This is a genomic window from Oleiphilus sp. HI0086, assembly GCF_001635225.1.
In genome coordinates this window covers 1-451 of sequence record NZ_LWFZ01000251.1, presented here as the reverse complement: position 1 = coordinate 451, position 451 = coordinate 1, and the positions used below count along the sequence as shown (strand labels likewise).

At 49.2% G+C, this 451-nt stretch carries 1 protein-coding gene; it reads left to right on the top strand.

What is annotated here, in order from left to right; all coding sequences use genetic code 11:
* Positions 1-415 (top strand): 50S ribosomal protein L2 (rplB, locus tag A3756_RS03275; RefSeq protein WP_068552926.1); only part of this gene is annotated, 415 nt, incomplete at its 5' end.
* Between the last annotated feature and the right edge of the window lie 36 nt (positions 416-451).

Below are 451 nucleotides of genomic sequence, written 5' to 3'. Positions count from 1 at the left end.
TAGTGTTATCCACTGTGTTGAATTGAAGCCTGGTAAAGGCGCTCAAATCGCTCGTAGTGCAGGTACTTCTGCGCAGCTAGTAGCAAGAGAAGGTGCTTATGCAACTCTTCGTTTGCGTTCTGGTGAAATGCGTAAGGTTCTTGTTGAATGTCGAGCTACTTTGGGTGAGGTTTCAAACAGTGAGCACAGCCTACGGCAATTAGGTAAAGCGGGTGCATCACGTTGGCGCGGTATTCGACCAACGGTGCGTGGTGTTGTTATGAACCCAGTTGACCACCCACATGGTGGTGGTGAAGGGCGAACCTCTGGTGGTCGTCACCCTGTTACTCCTTGGGGTGTACCTACTAAAGGCTATAAAACTCGCAAGAACAAACGCACTGACAAGATGATAGTACGTCGTCGGTCGGCTAAGTAATTAACTAAGAGGGTTACGCTGTGCCACGTTCTTTGA